This window comes from Streptomyces sp. NPDC127098, from assembly GCF_042722465.1.
GTDB classification, from domain to species: domain Bacteria; phylum Actinomycetota; class Actinomycetes; order Streptomycetales; family Streptomycetaceae; genus Streptomyces; species Streptomyces millisiae.
In genome coordinates this window covers 1-19,550 of sequence record NZ_JBHXFJ010000057.1, presented here as the reverse complement: position 1 = coordinate 19,550, position 19,550 = coordinate 1, and the positions used below count along the sequence as shown (strand labels likewise).

At 72.1% G+C, this 19,550-nt stretch carries 17 protein-coding genes; 10 read left to right on the top strand and 7 right to left on the bottom strand.

The window, feature by feature from the left end; all coding sequences use genetic code 11:
* Positions 1 to 40: 40 nt before the first annotated feature.
* Entirely contained in the window at positions 41 to 730 is a 690-nt protein-coding gene (locus ACFWI8_RS28070; protein WP_387097044.1) for a BlaI/MecI/CopY family transcriptional regulator, read from the bottom strand.
* A gap of 829 nt (positions 731 to 1,559) precedes the next feature.
* Between ACFWI8_RS28070 and ACFWI8_RS28065 the strand changes: the two genes are divergently transcribed.
* The gene (locus ACFWI8_RS28065) at positions 1,560 to 3,329 is read left to right on the top strand and encodes an ABC transporter ATP-binding protein (RefSeq protein ID WP_387097042.1); all 1,770 of its coding nucleotides are present in this window, start codon (positions 1,560 to 1,562) and stop codon (positions 3,327 to 3,329) included.
* Between the two features lie 107 nt (positions 3,330 to 3,436).
* Here the strand turns inward: ACFWI8_RS28065 and ACFWI8_RS28060 are convergent, their stop codons facing one another.
* On the bottom strand, positions 3,437 to 4,462 hold the full coding sequence (locus ACFWI8_RS28060; RefSeq protein ID WP_387097039.1) for an NADP-dependent oxidoreductase: 1,026 nt from the start codon (positions 4,460 to 4,462) through the stop codon (positions 3,437 to 3,439).
* A gap of 136 nt (positions 4,463 to 4,598) precedes the next feature.
* Here ACFWI8_RS28060 and ACFWI8_RS28055 point away from each other — a divergent pair, with 136 nt between their 5' ends.
* Positions 4,599 to 7,763 carry a BTAD domain-containing putative transcriptional regulator gene (locus tag ACFWI8_RS28055; RefSeq protein WP_387097036.1) on the top strand — a complete coding sequence of 1,055 codons (3,165 nt, stop codon included), beginning with the start codon at positions 4,599 to 4,601 and terminating at the stop codon, positions 7,761 to 7,763.
* A 395-nt stretch (positions 7,764 to 8,158) separates the two neighbouring features.
* Here ACFWI8_RS28055 and ACFWI8_RS28050 read toward each other — a convergent pair whose 3' ends face one another.
* Positions 8,159 to 9,352: an MFS transporter gene (locus tag ACFWI8_RS28050; RefSeq protein WP_387097033.1), complete on the bottom strand. Its 1,194-nt coding sequence runs from the start codon at positions 9,350 to 9,352 to the stop codon at positions 8,159 to 8,161.
* Positions 9,353 to 9,419: 67 nt separating this feature from the next.
* On the opposite strand from ACFWI8_RS28050, the gene ACFWI8_RS28045 reads away from it, so the two are divergent.
* The gene (locus tag ACFWI8_RS28045) at positions 9,420 to 9,809 is read left to right on the top strand and encodes a MerR family transcriptional regulator (RefSeq protein WP_387097030.1); all 390 of its coding nucleotides are present in this window, start codon (positions 9,420 to 9,422) and stop codon (positions 9,807 to 9,809) included.
* 8 nt (positions 9,810 to 9,817) lie between these two features.
* On the opposite strand, the gene ACFWI8_RS28040 is transcribed toward ACFWI8_RS28045, so the two are convergent.
* Together ACFWI8_RS28040 and ACFWI8_RS28035 are read right to left on the bottom strand one after the other, a co-directional pair.
* Positions 9,818 to 10,342 (bottom strand): hypothetical protein, encoded by a 525-nt coding sequence (locus tag ACFWI8_RS28040; RefSeq protein ID WP_387097028.1) that lies wholly within the window; start codon positions 10,340 to 10,342, stop codon positions 9,818 to 9,820.
* A complete protein-coding gene (locus ACFWI8_RS28035) occupies positions 10,323 to 10,628 on the bottom strand; it encodes an ATP-grasp domain-containing protein (RefSeq protein ID WP_387097026.1) in 306 nt (101 codons plus the stop codon). The genes ACFWI8_RS28040 and ACFWI8_RS28035 overlap by 20 nt, the downstream gene beginning before the upstream one ends.
* A gap of 307 nt (positions 10,629 to 10,935) precedes the next feature.
* Here ACFWI8_RS28035 and ACFWI8_RS28030 point away from each other — a divergent pair, with 307 nt between their 5' ends.
* The 5 genes from ACFWI8_RS28030 to ACFWI8_RS28010 all read left to right on the top strand — a co-directional run bounded on the left by ACFWI8_RS28030 (position 10,936) and on the right by ACFWI8_RS28010 (position 14,531).
* Positions 10,936 to 11,997 carry a protein kinase family protein gene (locus ACFWI8_RS28030; protein ID WP_387097023.1) on the top strand — a complete coding sequence of 354 codons (1,062 nt, stop codon included), beginning with the start codon at positions 10,936 to 10,938 and terminating at the stop codon, positions 11,995 to 11,997.
* Positions 11,998 to 12,085: 88 nt separating this feature from the next.
* Positions 12,086 to 13,126 carry an LLM class flavin-dependent oxidoreductase gene (locus tag ACFWI8_RS28025; RefSeq protein ID WP_387097116.1) on the top strand — a complete coding sequence of 347 codons (1,041 nt, stop codon included), beginning with the start codon at positions 12,086 to 12,088 and terminating at the stop codon, positions 13,124 to 13,126.
* 151 nt (positions 13,127 to 13,277) lie between these two features.
* On the top strand, positions 13,278 to 13,490 hold the full coding sequence (locus ACFWI8_RS28020) for a hypothetical protein (protein ID WP_311594799.1): 213 nt from the start codon (positions 13,278 to 13,280) through the stop codon (positions 13,488 to 13,490).
* The gene (locus ACFWI8_RS28015; RefSeq protein ID WP_387097020.1) at positions 13,487 to 13,858 is read left to right on the top strand and encodes a fic family toxin-antitoxin system, toxin component; all 372 of its coding nucleotides are present in this window, start codon (positions 13,487 to 13,489) and stop codon (positions 13,856 to 13,858) included. Before ACFWI8_RS28020 ends, ACFWI8_RS28015 begins: the two co-directional genes overlap by 4 nt.
* 235 nt (positions 13,859 to 14,093) lie before the next feature.
* On the top strand, positions 14,094 to 14,531 hold the full coding sequence (locus ACFWI8_RS28010) for a GNAT family N-acetyltransferase (RefSeq protein ID WP_387097018.1): 438 nt from the start codon (positions 14,094 to 14,096) through the stop codon (positions 14,529 to 14,531).
* A 193-nt stretch (positions 14,532 to 14,724) separates the two neighbouring features.
* Here the strand turns inward: ACFWI8_RS28010 and ACFWI8_RS28005 are convergent, their stop codons facing one another.
* A complete protein-coding gene (locus ACFWI8_RS28005; protein ID WP_387097015.1) occupies positions 14,725 to 15,900 on the bottom strand; it encodes an MFS transporter in 1,176 nt (391 codons plus the stop codon).
* A 187-nt stretch (positions 15,901 to 16,087) separates the two neighbouring features.
* Here ACFWI8_RS28005 and ACFWI8_RS28000 point away from each other — a divergent pair, with 187 nt between their 5' ends.
* A complete protein-coding gene (locus tag ACFWI8_RS28000; protein ID WP_387097012.1) occupies positions 16,088 to 17,002 on the top strand; it encodes a LysR family transcriptional regulator in 915 nt (304 codons plus the stop codon).
* 95 nt (positions 17,003 to 17,097) lie between these two features.
* Here the strand turns inward: ACFWI8_RS28000 and ACFWI8_RS27995 are convergent, their stop codons facing one another.
* A complete protein-coding gene (locus tag ACFWI8_RS27995; RefSeq protein ID WP_387097009.1) occupies positions 17,098 to 17,448 on the bottom strand; it encodes a hypothetical protein in 351 nt (116 codons plus the stop codon).
* A 466-nt stretch (positions 17,449 to 17,914) separates the two neighbouring features.
* Here ACFWI8_RS27995 and ACFWI8_RS27990 point away from each other — a divergent pair, with 466 nt between their 5' ends.
* Positions 17,915 to 19,120, top strand: a complete 1,206-nt coding sequence (locus tag ACFWI8_RS27990; protein ID WP_387097006.1) for a MalY/PatB family protein — start codon at positions 17,915 to 17,917, stop codon at positions 19,118 to 19,120.
* Positions 19,121 to 19,550 lie beyond the last annotated feature (430 nt).

Below are 19,550 nucleotides of genomic sequence, written 5' to 3'. Positions count from 1 at the left end.
AACCGTGCGCTGACCTCCTGCCAGCACAACGCCGTGGCGATCAGACCTCTGCCGCGACCGACTCGCTCACGTCCGCGCCCCGCGGCGCGGCAGCGATGTCGGCTGGAGGCGTGACCTCGTCCACAGGCGTGAGCGCCGTGTACATCACGGATCCCTGCCTGCGCTGCCTCTCGACAAGCCCCTTCGCGACGAGCCGCTCCAAGGTGTTGCGCGTCGTCTGGTGGGAGCTGGCGCGCCCGGTCCCTTCCACTGCTGTGTGGATTTCACGGGCCGTGCGGGGCTCACCAGGGTGGGCGCGCAGAAGGCTCAGGACGACATCCTGGAGCAACGGCCGTGTTGACTTCTCGGCCGTCGCCCTCTTCGCGGTGGCCTTCTTCGCGGCCGGCCTCTTCCTGCTGCGGCCGGCCGCGCCGGCATCGTCCTTCGAGCTCGTTGTGCCCTGACGCTGCGTCGGGAGGCTCCCGGGCTTGGCGGCGTCCTCGGAGGTGAGACCGGTGGACGGTGCCGTCTCGTGGACCTCCTCGCCGGCGTGTGGTGCCTGCTGCGTGTCCGCCGACGCCAGCTGTCCGGTCAGCCAGGTCTCGTCGGCCTTCAGCTGTGTCAGCCGTGCCTCGAGCCCCGCGATCCGCGCCGAGACGGCCTCCTGCTCCTCGCGGTTGTCCTTGAGGTCGGCAGCGAACTGCTCTGCGTACCTGCTTTGAATGGGGGTGGTGTCCGGCTCGTCGGCCACGGCAGCTCACTCTCCTCGTACCTGATGTGTCGCTGCCGGATGCTACGCGCCAGAGCGCGCTCGGGGGTTGCGGTGGGGCCGGGCGGACGTCATTGCCTTTCCGCGCACGGCGCTTGTCAGTGCACGCGTACCCAACAACCCCCGCACCCCCGTGCGTGTCATATCGTCACGCACCCCGATGTGCCCACCCCTGGGGGCCACTGGCGATAGGGCCCGGTTCCTCACCATGGACGCCACTCTTCCGGGCTATGCGAAGCCGAGAGCTGACGACGACTCCTGTCGAGGACGAAGCCGTGTGTTTTCTCGACGAGCTCTTCGCGTGCCTGCACCCCGTCGGCGGTCAGCCGCCGCTGACCGCCGAGCAACGCGCCGCCGGCCGCTCCCGCTCCGGTCGCCGAGCCCACCCCGGCCGGGTCCTCGGCTTGAGCCGGACGCCACACGTCGCAACGACGCCACGCTGCTATACCGCCATGCTGTGCGACGTCGTAGCCGACCTCGCTGACCGGCAGCTCCGCGGTGTGGCGATGCCCTGCCGGGAGGGGGCGCGGCCGTCCCGCTGCGCGCCGGGCCGGGAAAAATCCTTGGACTCGCCCGGAGCCGGTACGGGAGACTGACTCGTCCCTGCCCCGTACTCGCATGTTCTTCCCGCCAGTACCGCGTGGCGGTCCGGCCCGGTCCGGACCTCGCAGGGCGCCCATGAGAGGGCCCCACTCGACCGATACTCATCGCGGCCGGTCTTCCCAGCCACCGGCGGTGGGCCGCCGCACGACCGTACAGAGGTGGGATGGGAACGTCGCCTCCACACGAGAGTCAACCGCAGAGGGGCTCCATGCTCCTCGCCCTTCGTCACTACACAGGTGAGCTCGTCCGGCTGCGCCTGCTGGCCGTGCCCGGGATGCTGCTTCCGGCGTTGGGCACCATCGGCACCCACTACATCGCGCCGCTGATCGTCGCCAAACTCGTCGGTCACATCGCCGACGGCGGCGCGACGTCCGCCGACGCGACCCTGCCCTACGTCCTCGCTTTCGCCGGTGTCCTGCTGCTGGCCGAGGCGTTGTGGCGCATCGGCATCCACTGCCTGAACCGGCTCGACGCGCTCGGCATCGAGCACCTGTACGTCATCGGCATGGACGAGCTGTTCAGCAAGGACGCCGCGTTCTACCACGACAACTTCGCCGGATCGCTGACCAAACGTGTGCTCAGCTTCGCGTCGCGTTTCGAGGAGTTCGTCGACACCCTGACGTTCTCCGTGCTGGGCAGCCTCGTGCCGCTGGCGTTCGGCTCGTTCGTGCTGTGGGGCTACGAACCGCTGCTCGTCGTCGGGCTCCTGACCGTGATCGCGTTGACGGCGCTGTTCGTGGTGCCCCTCATCCGCCGCCGCCAGGCACTCGTCGACCAGCGCGAGCAGGCCATCGCCCGGGTGTCCGGACACGTCGCCGACAGCCTGATGAACATGGACACGGTTCGCGCGTTCGCTGCCGAGGGGCGTGAGGCCGCCGAACACCAAGTCCGTGTCGCGGAGTCGAGGCGGCTGTCGCTGGCTTCGTGGGACTACAGCAACCTGCGGATCGACGCGCTGGTCGCACCGATGTCCGTGTTGGCCAGCACGCTGGGACTGGTGATCGTGCTCGGGCTCTCCGGGGACGAGCTCGGCGTCGAGGCGCTCGTGGTCACCTTCACCTACTACAGCAACGCGACCCGACTCATGTTCGACTTCAACCGGATCTACCGCCACCTGGAGAACTCGCTGACGGAGGCCGGGCAGTTCACCGAACTGCTGCTGACGCCGCCGACCGTGGTCGACCCGCCGTCGCCCGAGCCGCTGAGGCCCCGGGACGCCGACATCCGGTTCGAGCGGATCTCCTTCACCTACCCGGGAGGCAGACCGCTCTTCGACGGGCTCGACCTGAAGGTGCCCAGCGGGTCGCGGATCGGGCTTGTCGGTCGTTCCGGCGGCGGCAAGACGACCCTCACGCGGCTGCTGCTGCGAATGACGGATGTCGACGCCGGTCGCATCCTGATCGGCGGACAGGACATCAGCAGGCTCAGCCAGGCGGACCTGCGGAGCCAGCTCGCCTATGTGCCGCAGGACCCGGCGATGTTCCACCGCTCGCTGCGGGACAACATCGCCTTCGCCCGGCCGGACGCCACGGACGCCGACATCCGGCGCGCGGCAGACGCCGCGCACGTCACGGAGTTCGCCGACACGCTGCCGCAGGGCTTCGACACCATGGTGGGCGAGCGCGGTGTGAAGCTGTCCGGCGGACAGCGCCAGCGGGTCGCCCTCGCCCGGGCGATCCTGCGGGACGCCCCGATCCTGCTGCTCGACGAGGCGACAAGCGCCCTGGACTCGGAGAGTGAACTCCTGGTCCAGGAGGCGCTGTGGCGGCTCATGGAGAAGCGTACGGCGCTCGTGGTCGCGCACCGGCTGAGCACCGTCGCCGGGATGGACCGGCTCGTGGTCCTCGACCAGGGGCGGATCATCGAGCAGGGCACGCACGAGGAACTGCTCGCACTGGACGCCACCTACGCGAAGCTGTGGCAGCACCAGTCGGGCGGCTTCCTTGACGAGTCGGCCGCGCCGCTCGTCCACGACTGACAGCGGGCGCGACCGCGGGGCCACCGGTACTTTCCCGGTGGCCCCGCGGTCCCCCCGACCACCACGACTGAGGGCGCGCGAAGGCCGTGGCGGATGACATCGTCCCGTCACCGCGGCCCGATGCCGTCAAGGGAGACCAGCATCTTGCCGGTGTTGGCGCCGCGTAGCACGCCCAGGAATGCCTCGGGGGCGTGTTCGAAGCCCTCCACCACCGTCTCTTTGGTCCGCAGGCGGCCGTCGGCCAACCAGCCGGCCGCCCGCGAGACGTACCCGGGGAAGCGGTCCAGGTGGTCGGTGACCAGCACCCCCCGGAGCGTCAGCCGCCTGGTGACGATGTCGTACAGGTTGCCGGGGCCCGGCACCGGGCCGGTGGCGTTGTACTGGCTGATCATCCCGACCAGAGCCGCCCTGCCGTGCACCTTCAGCGCGCCGATGGCCGCCTCCAGGTGCTCTCCGCCGACGTTGTCCACATAGACGTCGATGCCGTCCGGCGCGGCCTGGGCCAGCTGCGCGGCGATCGGCCCGGCGCGGTGGTCGACGGCCGCGTCGAACCCGAACTCCTCGGTCAGGATCCGGCCCTTCGCCGGCCCGCCGGCCGACCCGATCACCCGGCTGGCGCCGAACAGGCGGGCCAGCTGTCCGGCCACGCTGCCGACCGCGCCGCCGGCGCCGGAGACGAACACCACGTCGCCCTCCCGCACCGGCGCGATCTCGGTGACGGCCAGGTACGCCGTCAGCCCGGTCGGCCCCAGCGCCGACAGGTGGTCCTGCGGGCGGGCGGCCGAGACGTCCACGACGGCCGCGTCTGCCGCGTTCAGCAGCGCGTACTCGCGCCACCCCGCGAAGTGCGACACGGTCGCGCCCACCGGGACGTCCGCGCTGCGTGAGGCCACCGCCTCGCCGACCGCGCTGCCCTCCAGGACGCGGCCGACCTCGAACGGTGGCATGTAGGACTCGGCGTCGTTCATCCGCCCGCGCATGTACGGGTCGACGGACATCCAGGTGTTGCGGACCAGGATCTGTCCCTCTTCGGGCTCCGGCACCCGGGTCGTGACCAACGCGAAGTTCTCCGGCCCCGGCTCGCCGACCGGGCGGGACGCCAGCCGGAACTCACGGCTCACGATCGCGCTCATCGTGCCGCTCCCCTCTCTCGTCGGGTTTCTCGCTTGCGCTGTCCCCGCACGGTGTCGCACGGCACTTCAGGTCCGCTCCAGGTCGGCTGCGGATCCGCCTGCAGGCGGCGTCGGGGCCGTTGGGTACGGTGCCCCTGTGCGTTTCGGGGTGCTCGGCCCGCTGGCCGTCTGGACGGAGGGCGGCTCGCCGGTGCCGGTCCCGGAGGCGAAGGTCCGTGCGCTGCTGGCCGACCTGCTGACGTCCGAGGGGCGGCCGGTGCCGGCCGACCGGCTGGTCGAGGACCTGTGGCGGGAACGGCTGCCGCGCAACCCCGCCGCGGCGCTCCAGACCCGGGTCTCGCAGCTGCGCCGCGCTCTCGGGGATGCGGAGCCCGGTGGCCGCGACCTGGTGGTGCGGCAGCCGCCCGGCTACCGGCTCGCGGTCCCCGCCGACGCCGTGGACGCCGGCCGGTTCCGCGCCCTGGCCGCCCGGGCCCGCGCCACCGGCGACGCGTGGGAACGCGCCGCGCTGTTGGCCGACGCGCTGGCCCTGTGGCGCGGCCCCGCCTACGCCGACTTCTCCGACCAGCAGTTCGCCGGCCCGGCCGCCGTGCGCCTCGAGGAGGAACGGCTGGCCGCGGTCGAGGAGCATGCCAGGACCCGTCTCGACCTCGGCGAGCACCACACGTTGGCGGCCGAACTCGGCGACCTCGTCGCCCGCCACCCGCTGCGCGAGGGGCTGCGCGCCGTCCATCTACGCGCCCTCTACCAGTCCGGCCGGCAGAGCGAGGCCCTCGCCGCCTATGCCGAGCTGCGGGTGCTCCTCGCCGACCAGCTCGGCGTGGATCCCGGGCCCGAACTGGTCGCGCTGCACGCGGCGATGCTCCGGCAGGACCCGGAGCTGCGGGCCACCGTGCCCGCCCGGCCGCCGAGCAAGCTGCCGACCGCCCTCACCCCGCTGATCGGCCGCGAGGAGGCGGTCGCCGAGGTTCGCGGGCTGCTGGCGGAGCACCGGTTGGTCACCCTTACCGGGCCCGGGGGCGTGGGGAAGAGCCGGCTCGCTCTGGAGGCCGCGCGTGCCGTCGGCGAAGGTGCTGACGCCGGCGCGTTCGCCGACGGCGTGTGGTCGGTGGAGTTGGCCGGACTCGACCGGGCCACCGTCACCCCGGCGGCGGTGGCCGACCTGGTCGCCTCCGTGCTTGCTCTGCGTGACGAGGTCAGCGCGGCGGCCCCCGGCGATCCGGTGGACCGGCTCGGCGGCGCGCTCGCACCCCGGCGCCTGCTGCTGCTCCTGGACAACTGTGAGCACGTCGTCGCGCCCGTCGCCGCGGTGGCCGAGACGCTGCTGCGTGCGGCTCCCGGCCTGCGTGTGCTGGCCACCAGCCAGGAGCCGCTGGCGATCCCCGGCGAACGGCTGTGGCCCGTGCCGCCGCTGCCCGCGCCGGGGCCGGGGGTGCCGCCGGAGGAGCTGGAGTCGTTCGGTGCCGTGCGGCTGTTCGCCGAGCGGGCCGCCGCGGCGTCCCCCGGTTTCCGGCTCGGGCCGGAGAACGCCGCCGCGGTCACCGCGATCTGCCGCCGCCTGGACGGCATTCCGCTCGCCCTGGAACTGGCCGCCACCCGCGTCCGCGCCCTGGGCATCACGGAGTTGGCCGCGCGCCTGGACGACCGGTTCGCCGTCCTGGCGACCGGGCGGCGCGGCGGCCCCGCGCGGCAGCAGACGCTGCGCGCGGTGATCGACTGGAGCTGGGAGCCGCTGTCGCCGTTCGAGCGGGCCGTGCTGCGCCGCCTGGCCGTGCACGCCGACGGCTTCACCCTGGCGGCGGCCGAGGCCACGGCGGGCGGCGACGTCCTGCACGCGCTGTCCCGGCTGGTGGACCGGTCGCTCGTGGTGGCCACGGACAGTCATGACGGGCCGCGCTACACGCTGCTGGAGTCGGTCCGCGCCTACGGCCTCGACCGGCTGCGGGAGGCCGGCGAACTCGACCGGATCCAGCGGCGGCACGTCGGCCACTACACCGCGCTGACCGAGCGCGCCGGGCCCCATCTGCACGGCCCCGGGCAACGGCACTGGCTGCGGACCCTGGACCGTGAACGGGCCAATCTGCGCGCCGCTCTGGAGACGGCCGTCCGACTGCGGGACGGCCGGTACGCGGCGCGGCTGGTCACCGCCCTCGCCTGGTACTGGCACCTGCGCGGCCGCCTCGCCGAGGCCGTGCGCTCCTTCGACCTGGCGCTGAAGACGACCGACGACGCCGGGGCCGTGGCCTGGCGTGCCGGCCTGGCGCTGCTCGCCAGCGACGGGGCCGACGCCGCCGCGCGGACGGCCGCGACCGCGCCCGACGGGATCGCCGACCCGGCGGCGCGGGCCCGCGCGCAGTGGTTCCTCGCCTACGCGCACCGCCGGTTCACCGACCCGACGGCGACCACCGGCCTGCTCGACGCCGCGCTGGATGGCTTCCGCGCGGTGGGCGACCGGTGGGGCGTCGCCGCCGCGCTCGGCCTCCGGGCCAGCATCGGCCGCGCCCTGGGCACGCTGGACGACGCCGAACGCGACGCCCGGGACAGCCAGGCGGTGTTCGAGGAACTGGGCGACGCGTGGGGCCGCCTGAAGGCCGCCACCACCCTGGCCGAGATCGCCGAGATCAGGGGCGATCACGCCGAGGCCGAACGGCTGAACCGGCACGGGCTGCGGCTGGCCGAGGGGCTCGAACTGTGGGAGGAGGTGTCCCTGCGGCTCTCCGGCCTCGGCCGGATCGCCCTGCTCGCCGGCGACCTCGCCACCGCCGACACCCTGCACGGGCGCGCGGCGCGCACGGCCGCCGCCCAGTCCCACCGGGTCGCCGAGCACTTCGCCGAGATGGGGCTGGCGTTGAGCGCCAGGCGCCGGGGGCGGTACGCGGAGGTCCCCGCCCGCCTGACCCGGTGGCTGGAGTGGCTGCGCCATGCCGGGGGCGAACCCGGCCTGCCCCTGGTCCTGGCCGAGCTCGGCTTCGCCGCCGAGCAGGGCGGCGACGCGGCGGCGGCGCTGCGCCTGCACCGTGAGGGGCTGGCCGCCGCCCGCGAGTTCGGCGACCCACGGGCCGTCGCACTGGCCCTGGAGGGACTGGCCGGCGCACACGCCCTGGCCGGTGCCCCGACGCACGCCGCCCGGCTGCTGGGCACGGCCACCGCGCTGCGCGCCCGGCTCGGCGCCCCACTCCCACCGGCCGAGCGCCACGACGTCGACCGCATCACCGCGGTCCTCCGCGGCGCGCTCGGCGAGCGGACGTTCGCCAGTGAATTCGCCCACGGCACCCACCACCCCGCTCCCCCGGATCCCTGACCCGCCCGCCGCCACCCATTCGGGGGGCGAGGGCGTCGAGTGGGGTCTGCACTGCTGCCTGGTGCTGGCCCGGCTCGACGATCGGGCGCCGATCCCACCGGGCGGTTGGCGGAGATCTTCGAACTGCCGCCGGAGTACCTCAAAAGCGCTTGCAGCCGCTGGTGCGCGAGGGGATCCTCGAGTCCACGCCTGGGCGCGGGGTGGGTACCGCCTGGCGCGGGCGCCGGAACGCGTGACGGTGCTGGACGTACTTCCTCGGTTCCGCCCTGGCCGCCGCCTCAGTCGTCTACCTGCGCGCCACCGCCAAACGTGTCACCCCGGGCCGCTGGCCCCGGTGCGACCGTCCGGGCGCCCCTGACTGACCAGGAAGGGTCCACCCGCGGAACGGGCCCCGGTCAGACGGTGGTGAGCATGTCGCCGTCGGTGGGTCGCGTGGACCGTTTCTCGTGGGGAGTGCGGGGCAGGACGAGCAGGGTGAGGGCCAGCCCGGCGAGGCTGAGTGCGGCGCCGGCCAGCCCGGCCCAGCGCAGGGCGTCCGCCGCGACGATGAGGCCGCCGATGGCCGAACCGGCGGCGGCGCCGAGGTTGAACGCGCCGACGTTCGCCGCCACGGCCAGGGTCGGGGCGTTGCCGGCGTGGCGCAGGATCAACCCCTGTAGCGGTGCGATGGTGGCGGTGGAGAGGAGTCCGAGCACGAGGATCGCCACCACTGCGGTGGGCTGCCATACGGCGGCGAAGGGGAAGAGGAGCAGCGCTCCCGTCAGAGCGCTGAAGACCGCGCGCACGGTGACGCTCATGGACTTGTCGGTGAGTCGCCCGGCGATCAGGTTACCGAGGAAGCTGCCCGCGCCGTAGGCGAGCAGGAGCCCGGAGACCGTCGTGGTGGAGAAGCCCGACACCCGGGTCAGCAGCGGGGCGACATAGGTGAAGACCACGGCGACTCCGGAGAAGCCGACGGCCGTGGTGGCGATGGCCAGCAGGACCGGGCGACGGGTCACCACGCGGGCCTCCTCCCGCAGCCGCGTGGCGGGCGCCGCCTGCCTCGGCAGGACGGCCGCGAGGAGCACCACGCCCACCAGGGCGAGGCCGGTCAGCGCGATGAACGGGGCACGCCAGCCGGCGAGTTCCCCCAGGAGCGCGCCCAGCGGCACACCCAGCAGCGTCGCGACGGTGAATCCGGAAGCGACGGCGGAGATCGCCGTTCCGGCCTTCTCCCGTGGCACCACGCTCGTGGCCATCACCAGCGCCAGGGCCAGGAACGCGGCATGGCTGAACGAGGAGACCACGCGCCCCACCAGCAACAGCTCGAAGGTCGGGGCCGCGGCGCTGATCACGCTGCCCACCGCGAACAACAGCATCAGGCACATCGCGAGCGCCTTGCGAGGCACCTTGATGGTGAGCGCGGCCACGACGGGCCCGCCCAGCACGACGCCGAGTGCGTAGGCGGTGACCGCCTGTCCGGCCGTGCCCACGGACACGTCCAGGTCCGCCCCGACCTGGGGCAGCAGCCCGGAGATCAGATATTCCGACGTGCCGACGACGAAGACGCTCACACACAGGGAGGCGAGCGTCGCGAAGCTTCCTCTCATGACGCGGACGCTAAACTCTCACATCGATGTGAGAGTCAAGCCGTGTTGTCGAGGGAAGGGGCGATGGATGCGTATCGGCGAGCTGTCGCGGAGAACCGGCGTCCACGAGCGCCTGTTGCGCTACTACGAGGAACAGGACCTGCTCCATCCGGAGCGGCGCCCCAGCGGCTACCGGGACTACGACGAGGACGACGTCGACACCGTGCGCCGCATCCGCGGCCTCCTGGCCGCCGGCCTGAACACCACCACGATCGCCACCATCCTCCCCTGCCTGCGCGACACGGGCGAGGGCCTGGTTCCCACCTGCTCCGACCTGCTGGCCGACCTGCACCGGGAACGCCACAGGATCGCCCAGTCGATCAGCGACCTGCAGACCTCACTGGGCGCACTCGACAAGGTCATCGCCGCAGCCCCGCCCGAGGTCGCCCGCCGATCCCTCGCCATGCTCGACGACTGAGACGTACGTCAGCCGGCGGGTTCGATACGGAGGACCGCGGTGCTGCCGAGGGCTTCGACGACCTCCAGGCTCATGGCCTCGTTGATCGTCGCGACGGTCCCCGCGTCGCAGCTCAGCCCGACACCGCCGCCCCCTCCGGACGACACGCCGCCGCCACCGGAACAGCCCGAAACGCTGTAGCCCGAGCCCGTCAGCGGCGCGACCATCTCGACCGTGCCGTCGCTGATCGCCGTCACCTCGATCGGCCCGAGACCGTACGTCTCGGGCACCGCCACGACGTCCCCCACGGCGACCTCGATCTCGCACGTCCCGTCAACGCACGGCCCGGTCGGCGAGGGCGACGGCGTGGCCGTCTCCGTGGGAGTCGGCGCGGGGTCGGACGCCCGCGCCCCGGAGCCGGACCCGCCGGACCTGTCCTCGGCGGGGGCTCCCTCCGAAGGATCCGACGAACACGAGGTGAGCGCGGCGAACACGACGGCGACAACGACACCGACGACCGCGGTGGATGACGTTCTACGCATCATGGTCGCCATGGAACCACCCTCGCTCGGGACCCCTCCCGGCCCTTGCCCGGGCAGGCGCGCCGCCACGATGCCCGCTGAGGAGCGCGGTGATCAGGTCTTCGGCCGGCACCGTCCGGGGACGGTCGCTGACCTGGCCGTCGCCGAGCTCGACGATCCGCCGGGCGCCGTCGGCTCTGCGGGCCAGGTCCACGGTGACGAAGTGCAGGCCCAGCCGGGCGACCAGTTGTGCGACGGGCGCCAGGTCCAGGTCGGCGGGTGCGGGGTCGTCCGGAGTGTCGGGATCCGCTCCGATCATCTTCCGGGGCGTCCCTCGCGTCCGGTGCAACGAGACGCCTGGCGGCTCGTCACGAGGCGTCCCCAGACCGGGTGCCGGCGTTCCCGTGAACCACTTCGGGCTCGGCGGCATCATGTCGGCATGCCCTGGCCTTTGCGAGGTGACTCGGAGATCACTCGCGGAGCTTCTGGAGTGTGAGTCGGTGTAGCCGGGGCGCTGCGGCAGTGACCAGGGCTCCGGCACCTCCGCTGTGAGAGAGTTGCGGCGGCCCCCACCGGGTGCCTGGCGAAGTGGCTGCCCGAGAGGCGGGGGCCGGGTTGGAGGCGTCATGGAGAGCCCTGACATGTCCCGCGGTGCTCGGCTGGCCGCCCATAGTGCCGCTTCCACGTCGCTGGCGTTGTGTGGCGATCGCCGACTGCACGAACTCCTGAACGCCGCCATACCGATGGGCTCCGGCATCGGCGGTAGGACAGCGCTGCTGGAGGTCGACGGAACCTCGGTCTTCGTCAAGCAGGTGCCCCTGACCGACCTGGAGCGACTGCCGGGGAACGTGCACTCCACGGCGAACCTGTTCGACCTGCCGGACTTCTGCCACTACGGCCTCGGCACCATCGGCAGCTCGGGGTTCGGCGCCTGGCGGGAGCTGGCGGTGCACATCATGACGACGAACTGGGTGCTCGCGGGTGACCATGAGGGCTTCCCCCTGATGTACCACTGGCGGGTGCTGCCAGGGCGCGGCCAACCACTTCCCGAGGAACTGGCCGACGTGGAAAGGGCTGTCGCCTACTGGGGAGGTGGACCGGCGGTGCGCAGCAGGATCGAGGCTCTCCGGCAGTCCTCGGCGAGCCTGATGCTGTTCCTGGAGTACATCCCGCAGAACCTGCACGACTGGCTGGGGACCCAGATCGGCGCCGGGGAGGAAACAGCCGAGCGCGCCTGCGCCATGGTGGAGAACGAGCTGGAAACCGGCATCTCGTTCATGAACGACCATGGGCTGCTGCACTTCGACGCCCACTTCCAGAACATCCTGACCGACGGCCGGCGCCTCTTCTTCACCGACTACGGCCTCACGATCTCCTCCCGCTTCGAACTCACCCAGGACGAGCACGACTTCTTCGAGCAGCACCGCACCTACGACCGGTGCTACGCCGTCACGCATCTGGTGAACTGGCTGGCCGTCGCTCTCTACGGGTACGAACCGGAAGAACGCCGGGCGTTCGTGCAAGCCTGCGCCCGGGGGGTGACGCCTGAGGGCGTCCCTGCGGCGGTCGCGGCAGCGCTTGTCCGGCACGCGCCGGTCGCCGCGTTGATGGGCGCCTTCTACCGCCGCTTCCAGCAGGAGAGCCGGGCGACTCCCCACCCGTTGGAGGCGATCCGCCGGCTCGGATGAGCCTTCCGCGCAGGCACCCTGCGGGCCGGTGCCAGGACCTGTCATGCTGAGCGAGTTCGACTCGTTCCTCGCACCGTGGAGGGCACTGATGCGTGCCGGCGTCGTGGTCACCGCACACCCCGGTGTGGAGGATCTCGCCCGGCGGGCGGAAGAGTTGGGCCTGCACAGCTTCTGGGTCTACGACAGCCCGATGGTCCACGGCGACCCCTTCGTCGCCTTGAGCCTCTGCGCGAAGGCCACCAGCCACATCAGGCTCGGCATCGGTGTGACCTCGCCGGCGCTGCGCTCGGCCCCGGCCGCCGCAAGCGGGCTCGCCAGCCTCAACGCCCTCGCGCCGGGCCGGATCATCTGCGGGGTCGGTACGGGAAACACCGCCCGACGCACCCTGGGGATGCGGCCAACCACCGCGGCCACACTGGAGCACTTCACCTCCGCGCTGCAGGACCTGTGCGCCGGACGCACGACCGGGCATCACGAAGGTGACCGGGTCCGCGACATCCGGTTCCTGCACACCGGCGGGCATGTGAACACCACCGACCCGATCGAGTTCGTCGTGGCCGCCCTCGGCCCGAAAGCCGCCGCCGTCGCCGGCCGCCGCGGCACCGGCCTCATCTCCTTCGGCCTGCTGGACCCGACCGCCTGGCACGCGCTGCACGACGCTCGCCGCCATGCCGCCCAGGGCACACACGGCGATCCCGACTCGTACCTGGTCACCGCGGTGCACGTCCTCGGCGAGGGCGAGGACCCGCACGGCGACGCGGCCCGGGACGCGACCGGCCACCTCGCACTGTCACTGCTGGCGTACGCCGCCGACACACCCGCCTTCGCCGAGCGTCTCGGCCCTGAAGAGCGCGAGGCGGTCCGGCGACTGCTCGACCGGCGCGGCACCACCGCCACCGCACCGGACCGGTACACCAGGCTCTACCCCAACTACCTCCTTCGCATCGCACCGCGGGACCGGGACCTGGTCCTGCCCTCGCTGATGAACACCCTGGCCCTTGTCGGCACCCGTGACGACCTCCTGGCCCGCGTCACCACCCTGGAACAGGCGGGCATCGACGAACTGCTCGTCCAGCCGGTGATCGACCCACCCACCGAGATGGCCCAGCTCGCGAAACTCCTCGTCTGAGCGGGTCTGCGGAGGTGTTGCCCTACTCGCGTACCGAGTCGCAGTCCGGCCGGCGGTTCGGGCCACGAGACCTCGCCGGCGACGCACCCGCTGCCCGCTGTCCGCTATCACCCGCTACCAGGCTCTGCTACCAGGTGATAGCTTTCCTTTCATGGCGAAGACCCAGATGAACCTCCGGCTGAAGGAGGACGCGGCCGAGATGGCGCGGCAGGCCGCGGAGACACGGCACCTCCCGGTGAACGAGTACGTCGAGCAGTTGATCCGAGCAGACAACGAGAAGCTCCGCGAGACCTTCCTCGCCGGCGCCCAGGAGGTCCTGGACGGCTACGGCGACCTCATCGACCAGATCGAGGACGCTGCGTGATCCTGCACGTCGACCTCTCCTGGATCCTCGAGGTCGCCCGCCGCGCGGGCCAGGACGACCCGGCCCCCGACGACTACGGCGTGCCGATCGCGGCCGTCGAGCGGCACCGCGCCGTCCTCGCCGGTCAGGACGTCTACCACGGCGCCTACGCCAGGGCCGCGGCGCTCGCGCACACATTGGGCCGGCTCCGATGGCTGGAGCGCTCCAACCTCCGCGTGGCCATCGCGGTCGCCCACGGCTACCTGGTCGCCTCCGGAATCGACGCCAAGCTCACGCAGGAGGGCGTCACCGCCCTCGCGACCGAACTCAAAAAGGATGACGCCACGGCGGCGTCCGTTGCCGCCGTCCTCCGCGACTGGTCGGCCTGACCAGCCGAGCGTCTCCGTCTGTGCGGCGCCGAACGCCGCGACCGGGCGCCGTCGCCGATGCCCGTCGCAGTGCCCGTTTCCGAGAGGGCGCCGCTGCCGACACTGCCCCCGTGACCAGGACGATGAGGGAACCACTGCCGGGAGGCGGGCTCGTACGGGCCGTGGCCGTCGGGCGATGTTCGCTCGGTGGTGCGTAAGGTCTACCTCGATCACTGGGTCGTTTCGGGGGATGGGTGTGATCCGCTATACCGATGACATCGCCGAGGTCGATGAGGGCATGCTGCACGGGTTCTTCGTGGGCTGGCCCCAACCGCCTTCGGCCGGGCAGCACTTGGCGGTGCTGCGAGGAAGCTTCCGATCGGTGGTGGCGATCGACGGCACGGCAGCCCGGGTCGTCGGCTTCGTCAACATGATCAGTGATGGCGTGCTGACCGCGTCGATTCCGTGGTTGGAGGTCCTTCCCGGCCACCAGGGGAAGGGGATCGGGACCGAGCTGATGCGCCGCGTCCTGGAGGGCACTGAGTCGTTCTACTCGGTGGACCTGCTGTGTGACGCCCCGTTGCAGCCGTACTATGCCCGCTTCGGGATGGCCTCGGTGCCTGGTGCGACCCTGCGCCACCCCGCGGCACTGCGCGGCCGCGCAGTCCGTGGCGACGGGCGCCCAACGGGCTGATGTCGAAGGCCACATGCGCACCTGTCGCCCCTTCGAGTGGGCCCGTCACATGCCTCGCGCCGGCAGTTGGAGGCGTAGGCCCGGACTTCGCGAAACGCGCGCACCCGGTGAACGTCACGCCGCGGACGCGCCCGGCAGCCAGACCGCCGCTTGACATCACCGTGCCCGATCAGCAGTTGGGGGCGCGCCTCGCTCATCGGCGGCGCAGCAGCCTGGTGCTCACCGCGGCATTCACCATGAGGAGGGCCGTGGTGAAGCCGAGCAGGGCGACGGGGTCGCTGACGAACCGGGTCGCGAGGCCCACTCCGACGACGGGCACCGCCAGACCGAGGTAGGCCGCCAGGAACAGGCCGGCGAGCGCCTCGCCACGGGCCCGGTGGGGAGCCACCGAGGCCACCGTGGCGACTGTCCCCCTGAACAGCGTTCCGGCTCCGGCGCCGGTTATCACGCCGGCGACCAGGAAGAGCCCGAGGTGGGGCAGCCAGACCGCGGCCGTGATGCCGACGATCCCCGCACTCATCAGCAGCAGGCCGCTCGCCAGTTGTTGGCGCGCGGTCAGCCGTGTCAGCGCGACCTGGGTGGCCGCCGCGGTGCCGAAGACCAGGAAGGTCACCAGGCCGGCGAGCACCCGCGAGGGGTGGTGCATCGTGCCGGCGACGAAGCCGGGGGCCAGGGAGGTGAACAGGCCGAGCACCGAGAAGGCGGCGAGCGCGGCCGCCGCCGCGGCGAGGTACAGCGGGCGGGAGGCGGCCGGCACCTTCACCCGCTGCGGCCGGTACGGGGGCCGTTCCTCGGCCAGTTCGACGGTTTCGGGCACCAGCGCGACCCCCACGGCGCTGAGCACGAGCAGGATGAGGAAGACGAGGTAGGGCGTGCGCAGCGGGTCGGCGACGTACTGTGCGAGCAGGCCGGACACCAGCGGTCCGACCGCGAGGCCGCCCAGGTTCGCCGCGGTGGCCACCACGTCGGACCTGGTCCTGTCGGTCGTGGGGCGCGCCGCCAGGTGCAGTTCGGCCAGGTGCGCCGTGGCGGTGGCGGTGATCATGCCGACGCCGAGCCCGGAGACGACTCTCGCCACGATCAGGACGGGCAGCGACGTGGACGACAGGAACAGCGCCGCCGAGGCCGCCTCGATCAGGACGGCGGGGAGCAGGACCCGCCGGCGTCCCAACCAGTCCGAGATGTGTCCGGCGAGGAAGAGGCTGACGACCACGCCGAGGGCGTACATGGCGAAGACCACGGTCACCGTGAAGGTCGAGAGCCCGTTCTGCAGCTGGTAGAGCGCCCACAGTGGGGTCGGCACGGTCGAGAACGCCATGGCGGTCAGGAAGGCAGCCGCGATGAGCCAGAATCCCGCGCCGTGGCTCACGGTTCCGCTCTCGGGCCGGGGCCGAGGCACCGAGTGGCGGCTCCGGGGACCGGCCACGTGTTGCCGAGTGGTGATGGACATCCACTGCTCCCGTTCACTGTTGTTGAACCCAGAATCAGTCCGCCACAGCGATCTCGTCCAACACATGTTCTTGCTCGGATCAATCATTGAATGCGATTGTTGTCGGGTGGAGCTGCGTCACCTCGAGTACTTCCTCGCCATCGCCGAGGAGCTGAACTTCACCCGGGCCGCCAAGCGGCTGCACGTCGCCCAGTCGGGCATCTCAGCCGCCGTCCGCAGCCTGGAGCGCGAACTCGGCGCTCCACTGTTCGAGCGCACGTCCAAGCGCGTGGCCCTCACCGACGCGGGCACGGCCCTGCTGCCCGAGGCGCGCAACACGCTTGCCGCCGCCCGGGCGGCGCGCGACGCCGTCGACCAGGTGCGTGGCGGGCTGCGAGGCACGCTCACCATCGGCACCCTGACGTCCGTCGACATCCTCGATCTGCCCGGACTCTTCGGGCGGTTCCACACCGAGCATCCTGAGGTCGTGATCCGCCTTCAGGCAGCCCCGAGCGGTTCGGCCGGCCTCGCCCACGCACTCGTCGCGGGCGCGCTGGACGCCGCCTTCCTGTCCTTTACCGGCCCAGCGCCCGCCGGGCTCACCGTCAGGACGCTCGCGTCCGTCCCGATGTTCGCCCTGCTGCCCGCCGGTCATCCCCTGGCGGGCCACGCCGAGCTCACCCTGGCCGACCTGGCGACCGAGCCCTTCGTCGACTCGCCCGTCGGATACGGCAACCGCGCGGTCGTCGACCACCGGATGGCCGCGGAGGGGCTGAACCGCCACGTCAGCATCGAGGTGGCCGACATCCGCACCGCGGCCGACTTCGTCCGCCAGGGGCTCGGCGTCGCCGTGCTGCCGTCCTTCGCGATCCCCGCGACCGACCCGCGCCTGGCCGTGTCACCACTGGCCGGCGCCTCCTCACACTGGACGCTGCACATCGCCACTTCCGCGACCCGCCGTCCGAGCGCCGCGCTCCGGGCGTTGCTCGCCCTTGTCGACCGCTACGTCCGACTCCCCGGTGCCGCCGACGTGTTCGCCTGAGCGGGAGGGACCGGCACGGTCCGAGTGTGACACGAACCAGGCCGCCGGGGTCCGATGCCCGTCCTCCCCTCAGTCGCTGCGGGTACGAGTGGGCGTCAGAGGTGCAGGGGCTGCCAGGGCAGGGCGTCCCGCCAGTTGTCGTCGTCCGCGGCCCAGCTGGCGATGACGCGGGCAACGGGTTCGGTGGCCCAGGGGGTCGGGTCGCGGGGAATCCGAGCGGTGTAGTGGGCGTGAGGGCCGCCTTCGCGGTGTTCGACGGTATGGCTGAGGTCGTCTTCGAGGTAGACCTGGATGTAGTGCTGCTGGGGATCGGGGGAGGCCAGGCGCTCCACGATCAGGAACCGGTGGCGGAGGTTCAGGTCGGCGATCAGGTCGTGGAGTTGCTCGTCGGTGGGAGCTTCCCACGTGGTGCCGTCGGACTCGCGGGCGCGTATCGGGCGCGTCATGCACGGCAGCGTACCCGGGTGTCGTGGGGCCCTTCGGGGAGACGGGCGGAGCGTCGCCGAGGCGCGGGCACCCACGGCCGGCCCGGCGGCCCCGCCGTCAAGCGTCGCGTCGCGGCCCGAGAGGCCACCTGGCGGCACGCCCCCGTCTTGGTCTGCCGCCAGCACGGGACATCGGTCGTAAGGGCCCCGTCGAGCGGCCGCAGCGGACCCGCCGTCAGCGAGAGCCGTTGCGGCCGGTAGGCGCCGAGCAACTCCCACTCGACGTCGAAGTCCGGGACGGCGTCCCGTCCGCATCGGACGGCGAAGTCAGGGGTAGTGGAAAACCCCGCGTCGGCCCCTCCCGCTCTGCACCGTGTGCCGGCTTGGCGGGGTGGCGACATCACTTGGCGCTTCGTCGGAAGCGGAAGCGCCCTCGGCGGGCCGATGATCAGGCGGAACCCCTTCGAACGTAAGGAACCCGCACGTCATGGGCATTCTGCCGATCGATTCGCTGCCCGTCCTCAGGCAGCGTCGGAGCGCGAAATGGCGCACCTACCCGGACGACGTCCTGGCGCTCACCGTCGCGGAGATGGACGTTCCGCTGGCCGAGCCCGTCGCCAGGGTGCTGCACGAGGCGGTCGGTCGGTCCGACACCGGCTACGCGGCGCCGACCCGCGATCTCGCCGAGGCGGTCTCCGGATACGCCTGGCGCAGTTGGGGCTGGCGGATCGACCCCGACCATGTGCGCACCGTCGCCGATGTCGGCATGGGCATCGTCGAGGTCCTGCGGCGCGTTGTCGGACCGGGCGATCGCGTGGTGATCAGTCCGCCGGTGTACGAGCCGTTCACGTGGTGGACGGCGGAGGTCGGGGCCCAGGTGGTCGAGGCCCCACTGGCCGAGGAGCCGTCCGGCTGGCGGCTCGATCTGGACGCCCTGGAACGGGCCTTCGCAGCGGGCGCCTCGGCGTACCTGCTGTGCAACCCGCACAACCCGGTCGGCCTCGTGCACCCACGCGAGGACCTGGTGGCCCTCGCCGGACTCGCCGGCCGGTACGGCGTCCACGTCCTGGCGGACGAGATCCACGCGCCGCTGGTGCTGCCCGGAGCCGAGTTCGTCCCCTTCCTCTCCGTCTCGGACGAGGCGCGGCGTTGGGGGTTCTCGTTCCACTCGGCCAGCAAGGGCTGGAACCTGGCGGGGCTCAAGGCGGCCACCGTGATCACCGCGGATCCCGGGCCGAAACGGTATGTCGACCGGCTCTCGCCGCACTCGCTCTACCGCACCGGGCACCTCGGGGTGCTCGCCACGGTGGCCGCCTTCAACGAGGGCGAGCCCTGGCTCGCGGACACCCAGAAGCTGCTCGACCACAACCGCCGACTGCTGGGCGAGCTCCTCGCCGAACTGCTGCCCGCCGCCCGGTACCGGCAGCCCGAGTCCAGCTTCCTGGCCTGGCTCGACCTGCGTGCGCTCGGCTGGGGCGACGACCCGACGCAACGCATCCTCGACACGGCCCGGGTCGCGCTGAACGCCGGCCTCAGGTACGGCGCTTCCGGCAGCGGCCACGTCCGCCTCAACTTCGGTTGCTCGCCCGCGACGCTGACGGAGGCCGTCACCCGTGTCGCCGAGGTCGACGCCCGCTTCGTGGACACGGTGGTCCCGGAGGGCCACGCGGGTGGTCAGGCTCGCGAGCCGTGAACTGACGGCCCCGTGCTGTCAGGTTGGCGCGGACGTTGATCGTTTGTTGAGAGCCCAGACATGGCGGTGGACGACGACAGGCCACGGGCCGGCACGCGTGGAAGCGCCGCCAACGTGGCCTCACCGGGTCAGAAACGGTGTCATCGTGTGGTCCGGATAGGTGTTGGGGCCGAACGGGCAGACTCCGCCGCCCTGGTCGGCCAGAAACGCGAGGCCCGATCTTGGCCGTGGACCCGCCAGCGTCGGATACCTCAACTCGTCGTGTGCGACGTGCCGCCTGTCCCCGCGCGACGCTCCGGCGCCCACGCTGGGGGTGGGTGCTGTAGCGGAACTGGTTCAATCGCAAGGTTGACCGGTTTCCGACCGTCGCTAGATTAAGCGCCGTGCCAGCGCCTCTGAACGCCGAAGACCCCACCGCCATCGCCGGATA